This is a genomic window from Ideonella azotifigens (assembly GCF_006519715.1).
Classification (GTDB): Bacteria; Pseudomonadota; Gammaproteobacteria; order Burkholderiales; family Burkholderiaceae_C; genus Ideonella; species Ideonella azotifigens.
The window spans coordinates 1-7,076 of the sequence record NZ_VIDT01000262.1; the positions used below are offsets into that span (position 1 = coordinate 1).

9 protein-coding genes are annotated in these 7,076 nt (G+C 67.2%); 8 read left to right on the forward strand and 1 reads right to left on the reverse strand.

What is annotated here, in order from left to right; all coding sequences use genetic code 11:
* Positions 1-184: 184 nt before the first annotated feature.
* From FKP22_RS16145 to FKP22_RS16180, 8 genes are all read left to right on the forward strand, one after another.
* A complete protein-coding gene (locus FKP22_RS16145; protein WP_231012928.1) occupies positions 185-961 on the forward strand; it encodes a YfaP family protein in 777 nt (258 codons plus the stop codon).
* Positions 961-1,752 (forward strand): YfaP family protein, encoded by a 792-nt coding sequence (locus tag FKP22_RS16150; RefSeq protein ID WP_141288488.1) that lies wholly within the window; start codon positions 961-963, stop codon positions 1,750-1,752. Before FKP22_RS16145 ends, FKP22_RS16150 begins: the two co-directional genes overlap by 1 nt.
* 7 nt (positions 1,753-1,759) lie before the next feature.
* Positions 1,760-2,164, forward strand: a complete 405-nt coding sequence (locus FKP22_RS16155) for a hypothetical protein (RefSeq protein WP_141288489.1) — start codon at positions 1,760-1,762, stop codon at positions 2,162-2,164.
* A 14-nt stretch (positions 2,165-2,178) separates the two neighbouring features.
* Positions 2,179-2,841: a M15 family metallopeptidase gene (locus FKP22_RS16160; protein ID WP_141288490.1), complete on the forward strand. Its 663-nt coding sequence runs from the start codon at positions 2,179-2,181 to the stop codon at positions 2,839-2,841.
* 175 nt (positions 2,842-3,016) lie between these two features.
* Positions 3,017-4,810, forward strand: coding sequence for a GMC family oxidoreductase (locus FKP22_RS16165; protein ID WP_231012940.1), 1,794 nt, complete (start codon positions 3,017-3,019; stop codon positions 4,808-4,810).
* Positions 4,810-5,436 carry a gluconate 2-dehydrogenase subunit 3 family protein gene (locus FKP22_RS16170; RefSeq protein WP_211361425.1) on the forward strand — a complete coding sequence of 209 codons (627 nt, stop codon included), beginning with the start codon at positions 4,810-4,812 and terminating at the stop codon, positions 5,434-5,436. The genes FKP22_RS16165 and FKP22_RS16170 overlap by 1 nt, the downstream gene beginning before the upstream one ends.
* Positions 5,437-5,449: 13 nt before the next feature.
* Complete coding sequence (locus FKP22_RS16175; protein WP_211361426.1) at positions 5,450-6,109, forward strand: 3-keto-disaccharide hydrolase; 660 nt, start codon at positions 5,450-5,452, stop codon at positions 6,107-6,109.
* Positions 6,110-6,119: 10 nt separating this feature from the next.
* A complete protein-coding gene (locus tag FKP22_RS16180; RefSeq protein ID WP_141288493.1) occupies positions 6,120-6,674 on the forward strand; it encodes a cysteine hydrolase family protein in 555 nt (184 codons plus the stop codon).
* Between the two features lie 15 nt (positions 6,675-6,689).
* Here the strand turns inward: FKP22_RS16180 and FKP22_RS32140 are convergent.
* On the reverse strand, positions 6,690-7,076 hold a 387-nt coding region (locus FKP22_RS32140; RefSeq protein ID WP_510606715.1), incomplete at its 5' end, for an RNA-dependent RNA polymerase family protein.

Sequence of the window (7,076 nt, forward strand, 5' to 3'; positions counted from 1 at the left end):
GGCGTGCCGCATGCCGACCCGCGCCGTGGCCGCATCTTCCTGCGCGAATGGCAGAGCCGAGAAGGCCGCGTCACGCTGATCCACGAATACCTGCACCTGGCCTTCCGCCGCCATCCGCGCGGCCAGGATGAAACCTACATCGAGCGCCTGGCCCAGCAGCTGGCCGACGTTTGAGGAACCTTTGATGCCCCGCCACCTTTTCCTCCTGTTGTCTTCCCTCCTGGCTTGCACCGCGCAAGCCCAGCAGTCGCCCGGCATCGACACGCCACGCGGCGGCTGGCGTGCCAGCGACAGCACCGGGCAGGACTTCGTTCAGGAGGTCCACTACCCGGCCTCCAACGTCAACACCGCAGGCCGCAGCAGCACTGCTTTGATCGCCGGCCGCATCGGCAATGAGATCGCGGCGAGGCCGAAAGATGGCCGCAGCGTCGCTCGGCTGGTGGTGGACGGCGTGGCGCTGCCGCTGAGCGTGGGCGAAGACGGGCAATACGCCCGGCCCTGGTCGTTTGGCGCCGGCTCGCATGGCGTGAGCGTGCGCGGGCCGGGCGGCACCGAGAAGCGCGTGCAATTCATCGAGGCCAATCCCGGCCGCGCGCCGGTCAAGCTGCGCGTGGTGCTGAGCTGGGACACCGACCAGACCGACCTGGACCTGCACGTCGTCTCGCCCGATGGCCAGCACGCCTGGTACGGCGAGCGCGTGGTGGCCAACGGCGGTGCGCTGGACGTGGACGTCACGACAGGCTTCGGACCCGAGATCTACGCCAGCCGCGCACCGGTGCCCGGGGTCTATCACGTCTACGTCAACTACTTCGGCGCCGGCGAACAGCGCGACGTGATCACCGTGGCCCAGGTCGCAGTCATCGAAAACGAAGGCACGCCCAGCGAGAAGCAGCAAACCTTCCGCGTACCGATGCGCAAGCCCGGCGAGCTGACCCTGATCCGTTCCTTCGTGATCCCGTGATGCGTGCCGTCCTGATTGCCTTGCTGCTGGCCGCCGGTGTGTCCGCGATCGCAGCCGACCGCGACATCCAGCACCCCGCCGGCGGCTGGACCCACAGCGGCCTGCTCGACAACGGCGACACGGTCGGCTACGCCTACCCGAACAACCTGATCGACCGCGGCGGCCAGCGCGGCCGCACGCTGATCGAAGGCCAGCTCAAGGCGTTTGACAAGACCCAGCGCCATCCGCCCACGCTGGTCGTCAACGGCAACGCCATGCCGCTCTACAGCGACCAGGAAGGCCGCTTTGCGCGCCCCTATGCCTTCGGCCCAGGCAGCAACACCATCTCGCTGCGCGGCACCGACGGCAAGACCCAGCAGCGCGTGCAGTTCTACGACGCCAACCCGCTGAAGACCAAGGCCCAGGTCCGCATCATCCTGGCCTGGGACGATCCGCACGCCGAGCTGGACCTGCACGTGCTCACCCCCGATGGCGGCCACGCCTTTTTCGGCAATCCCATCCTCGCCACCGGTGGCGGCCTGGACGTGGACAGCGTGGACGGCGCCGGCCCAGAGATGTTCTCGGTCACCGCGCCGGTGCCCGGCGTTTATCACGTCTACGTCAACTACTGGGGCAACTTCGGCGACCAGGGCTACCACTTCGACGAGTCCACCCGCCAGCAACCCATCATCACCGGCCGCGTCACGCTGGTCTTCGACGAAAACACCGGCGCCGAACGAAGAGAGACCTTTGTCGTGCCGATGCGCAAGATCGGCGAGCTGCAGCTGGTGCGGTCGTTCCGCCGCGGATGATCCAGCCATGGCCTACGCCTACTGCCCACGTTGCGATCGCTCGTTCCGCTACAGCACGGATGCACCGGAGGGGCCTTCGTGGCTGAAGGAGCTGGCTCGCGCCATTGGTCGCGGTGATCAAGCCTTGGCCCTCTGCTTCGGCTGCTGGCGTCTGCCGCGTGTCGGCGATGAAGTGCAGGTGCTACATCCACCGTACGATCTTTTGGATCGCGTCCAGCGTGGAAGCTCGGGGCAGGTGATCGAGATCGTGGCAACGCCGGAGGGCGTCACGTGCTACCTCGTTCAGTCCCCTTTGGATGCGATGGGCGAATCGATTTGGACGGCTGTGTTTCGTCGGCATCAGATCAAATTGATGAATGCGGAAGAAGGCCGAACCCTTCGATTGCGGCTGCCCGGTTCCGAAATGTCTTGAACTTTCCATCTCACATGTTTCCGACCGTCGCCGACGACTGCATCCAGAAACTGCCGGTACAGGACAACGGAGAGCCGCTGGTCCCGCTGGTGGCCGAGGCCGGCGGCGCGCTGCTGCTGGACGAGTCGCCGCAGAACGTGGCCCACCTGGGCTACGTGCCGGACTTTCGGCTTCGCGCTGGTGCGGCGCAGCGCCTGGCGGCGGTGGCCGCGTCTCTGCCGGCAGGGACGCGACTGCTGGTCAAGGAGGCCTACCGCCCGCTGGCCATTCAGCACCGCTACTTCGACCGCTACTTGGCCAAGTTGCGTGGCCTGCATCCCGAGATGGATGCTGCCGCGCTGCGCCTGCTCGCCGCCCGCTTCATCGCCCCGCCGGACTGTGCGACCCACGTGACCGGCGGCGCGGTCGACGTGACCCTGGCCGACGCTTCTGGCCGTGAGCTGGACATGGGCACCGCCTACGACGCCTCTCCCGAGGTGAGCGAGAACCGGTGCTTCACCGGCGCCGAGGACATTCCCGAAGCTGCACGGGCACTGCGTCGCTGTCTGGTCGACGCCATGCAGTCCCAGGGCTTCGTGAACTACCCGTACGAGTGGTGGCACTGGTCGTTCGGGGACAAGTATTGGGCGCATGGTGCGGGGCAACGGGCGGCACCGTACGGTCCTGCGCCAGGTTGATCGGGACGAGTTGGCGTCCAACGGCTGGAAGCATGTCTGCAAGTCCGTACATGCGACGGGCGAGACCTCGGCCATTTTGTGGCGCGTCGTTGTGCGACCATGAGGTTGACGGCCACAAGCCGGCCGCCACCCACCGCTCGCCACGCGCCAGCCAAGGAGGACTTTCTTGCCATTCGTGACCCCTCGCACCCTGCAGAAGGACTACGACGTGATCGTGGTTGGTTCGGGGGCCGGTGGCGGGCAGACGGCTTACACCCTCGCGATGGAAGGCGTGAAGGTGTTGATGCTGGAGGCCGGCCGGAACTACGACATCGCGGCGGAGACGCCGATGTTCCAGACCTATGCCGACGCGCCCTTGCGCGGCGCCGGCACGCCGGACAAGCCCTTCGGCTTTTACGACGCCACCATCGACGGCGGCTGGGCGGTGCCGGGCGAACCGTACACCAGGGCCTCCAAGGAAGATGGCCGGCAGTTCGAGTGGTGGCGGGCTCGCATGCTGGGCGGGCGCACCAACCACTGGGGCCGCATCGCGCTGCGCAACGGGCCGTACGACTTCAAGCCGCATTCGCGCGACGGCCTGGGCTTCGACTGGCCGATTGGCTATGAGGACCTGGCGCCGTATTACGACAAGGTCGAGATGCTGATCGGCGTCTACGGCTCCAACGAGGGGCTGGAGAACACGCCTGATTCGCCGGACGGCTGCCTGCTGCCGCCGCCGGCCGCCCGCGTGGGCGAGCGGCTGGTGCAGCAGCGCGGTGCCACGCTGGGTGTGCCGGTGGTGCCCATCCACCGTGCAGTGCTCACCCGGCCGCTGGACCACAAGACGATTCCCGCCAAGCTGCACCCGGGCAACGAGCGCGCCCAGCGCATCATTGCGCAGGACATGCAGGCCCGGGCCGCTTGCTTCTGGGCCACGCCCTGCAGCCGTGGTTGCTCCATCCGTGCGACCTACCAGTCCACCGCGGTGCATCTGCCGCCGGCGCTGGCCAGCGGCGCGCTGGACATCGTCTGCAATGCGATGGCCTACGAGGTGGTGACCGACAAGGCTGGCAAGGCCACCGGCGTGCGCTTTGTCGACAAGACCAATGGCCAGCACGAACTGGTGACGGGCCGCGTCGTGGTGCTGGCAGCCAGCGCCTGCGAGTCGGTGCGCATCCTGCTGAACTCCAAGTCCGCGCAGTTCCTGCATGGCGTGGCCAACAGCAGCGGCAAGCTGGGCCGCTACGTGATGGACACCGTGGGCAGCGACCTGGGCGGCCAGATCCCGCTGCTGGAAAACCTGCCGCCGCACAACGAGGACGGCGCTGGCGGCTCGCACCTCTATGCCCCCTGGTGGCTGTACCAGCAGCAGGCCAAGGGCCAGATGAATTTTGCGCGGGGTTATCACATCGAGCTGGGCACCGGCCGGCGCATGCCGTCCATGGGCACTGCGGCGGAGCTGGAGTGGCTCAACGGCGGCACTTACGGCCGGCAGCTCAAGGCCGACGCGCGGCGCTACTACGGCTCGTTCGCCTACTTCTCCGGCCGGGGCGAGATGATCCCCAACGAGCAGTCCTACTGCGAGATCGACCCGGCGGTGAAGGACAAGTGGGGCATTCCGGTGCTGCGCTTCCACTGGCAATGGTCGGACCACGAGACGCGCCAGGCCGCGCACATGCAGAAGACCTTCGCCGAGATCATCGAGGCCATGGGTGGCAAGGTGCAGGGCAAGGCCGAACTGGACGGCCGCAAGGCCATCGCGGCGGGCGGTTCCATCATCCACGAGGTGGGCGGCGCCATCATGGGCAGCGACCCGCAGCGCTCGGTCACCAACGCCTTCTGCCAGACCTGGGACGTGAAGAACCTGTTCATCACCGACGGCGCGCCGTTTGCTTCCAACGCCGACAAAAACCCCACGCTGACCATCATGGCGCTGGCCTGGCGTGCGGCGGACCACATCGTCGAGCGCTTGCGCCGCAAGGAGCTGTGATGACCATGCAAAGACGCGAATCGCTGCAATGGATGCTGGCCGCGGCCACCTTGCCGGCCTGGTCGCCCACCGGTGCGGCCGTGCCCAAGCCGCGGCCCACCGGCTACGGCACCGACCCGAACCTGGTCAAGACCTACCGCGCCGGCGAGCTGTGGCCGCTCAGCTTCAGCGAGCGCCAGCGGCGCTGCGCCGAGGTGCTGTGCGCGGTCATCATCCCGGCAGACGAACACTCGCCCAGTGCGGCCGAGCTGCAGGTGCACCAGTTCATCGACGAATGGGTCAGCGCGCCTTACCCGGACCATGTGAAGGACAAGGCGCTGATCGTGCAAGGCCTGGCCTGGATGGACGCCGAAGCCGGCCGTCGCTTTCGCAAACCGTTTGCCGAAACAAGCGCTGAGCAGCAGCACGCCGTGTGCGACGACATCTGCAGCGTGGCCGCCAAGACCAGCCCGCGCTTTGCCAGGCCGGCCCGGTTTTTCGCCCGCTTTCGCGACCTCACGGCCGGCGGTTTCTACACCAGCCCGCAAGGCATGAAAGACCTGGGCTTTGTCGGCAACACGCCTTCCGAAACCTTCGACGGCCCGCCGGCCGAGGTGCTGAAGATCGTCGGCATCCGCCCTGTTTGAACCGAAGATGCGCATGAACAAACTGACCTTGATCGCCGGCCTGCTGCTTGCACAGGCGGCCACCGTGTTTGGAGCCGAAGTGAACACCCTCAGTCCCACCGAGCAGGCAGAAGGTTGGCAACTGCTGTTCGACGGCAAGAGCCTGGACAACTGGCGTGCCAGCGACGCGCCCGGCACCTTCAGCGTGAAGGATGGCGAGATCGTCGTGCACGGCCCGCGCTCACACCTGTTCTACCTCGGCCCGGTGGCCAACCACGACTTCAGGAACTTCGAGCTGCGCGTCGACCTGAAGACGTATCCGAAAGCCAACTCCGGCGTCTACTTCCACACCCAGTGGCAGGAGAAGGGCTGGCCGGACAAGGGCTACGAAGTGCAGGTCAACAACTCGCACAGCGACCCCAGCCGCACGGGAGGGCTGTGGGGCATCGTCGACTACTCCAAGGTACCGGTGCCCGACGGCCAATGGCTGACGATGAGCATCCGCGTCGAAGGCAAGCACGTGGTCACCCGCATCAATGGCGAGCGCATCGTCGACTACACCGAGGAAGCCAACCCGCCGCGGCCCGAAGGCCTGGAGCAGCGCCTACTGGCCAGCGGCACCTTCGCGCTGCAGGGTCACGACCCCGGCAGCGAAACGCATTTCAGGAACCTCAAGGTGAAAGTGTTGCCCTAGGAGACAGGTCATGGCCACGGTACGCGAAGGCAGTCGTTCGATCTTGCTGGTGGTGGACGTTCAGGTCGGTGTGGTGCGGAACGCTTGGCAGCCGGTGCCGGTGGTGGCGCAGGTGCAGCGCGCGGTCGAGCGCGCCCGCGCGGCGGGGGCGCCGGTGCTGTGGGTGCAGCATCACAACCAGGAAATGCCACGGGACTCGGCGGACTGGCAATGGGCGCCGGGTCTGGCGCCTGCGCAAGGCGAGACGCGCATCCACAAGCAGTGGAACTCGGCCTTCGAGGACACGCCGCTGGACGGCGAGCTCGCGCGGCTGGGCGCCACGCACATCGTGCTGGCCGGCGCGTCCAGCAACTGGTGCATCCGTGCCACCGCCTACGCCGCGCTGGACCATGGCTACGACCTCACGCTGGTGTCGGACGCGCACACCACCGACTCGATGACGCTGGAAGATGGCAGCGTGATCGAGGCGGCGATGGTGATCCGCGAGCTGAACATTGCGATGCGCTGGCTGGAATATCCAGGCCGCAAGAACCACGCGGTGCCGGCGGAAGAACTGGTGTTCTGAGGCTGGTTCGCTGACTCAGCGCGCCCAGTCGATCTGCGCCAGCAGGCCTTGCAGCTTCGCGGCCTTGGCCGGGTTGAGCTGTGCCGCCCAGGCCACGCGGCCTTGCAGGTGGCCGCGCCAGTCGGCATGGCCTTCGCGGTTCTGCGCCGCAGGCCCGGCCGTCACGCACTGGTGCAACACGGCCTTGAGCCGGTCGAATTCGTCGCGCGGCAGGTTGGGCCGCTGGTTCACCACGATGCTGCAGACCGACTGCCGGCGCCCGGCCGTCTGGCAACGCGTCTTGCGGTGGTTCAGCGCCAGGCCTTCTTCCAGCGCGATGCGGCCGACCCAGCGTTCCACCCGCTCGGCCAACCCTCCCAGTTCCGCGCCGCCGGAGATCACCAGGTCGTCCGCATACCGCGT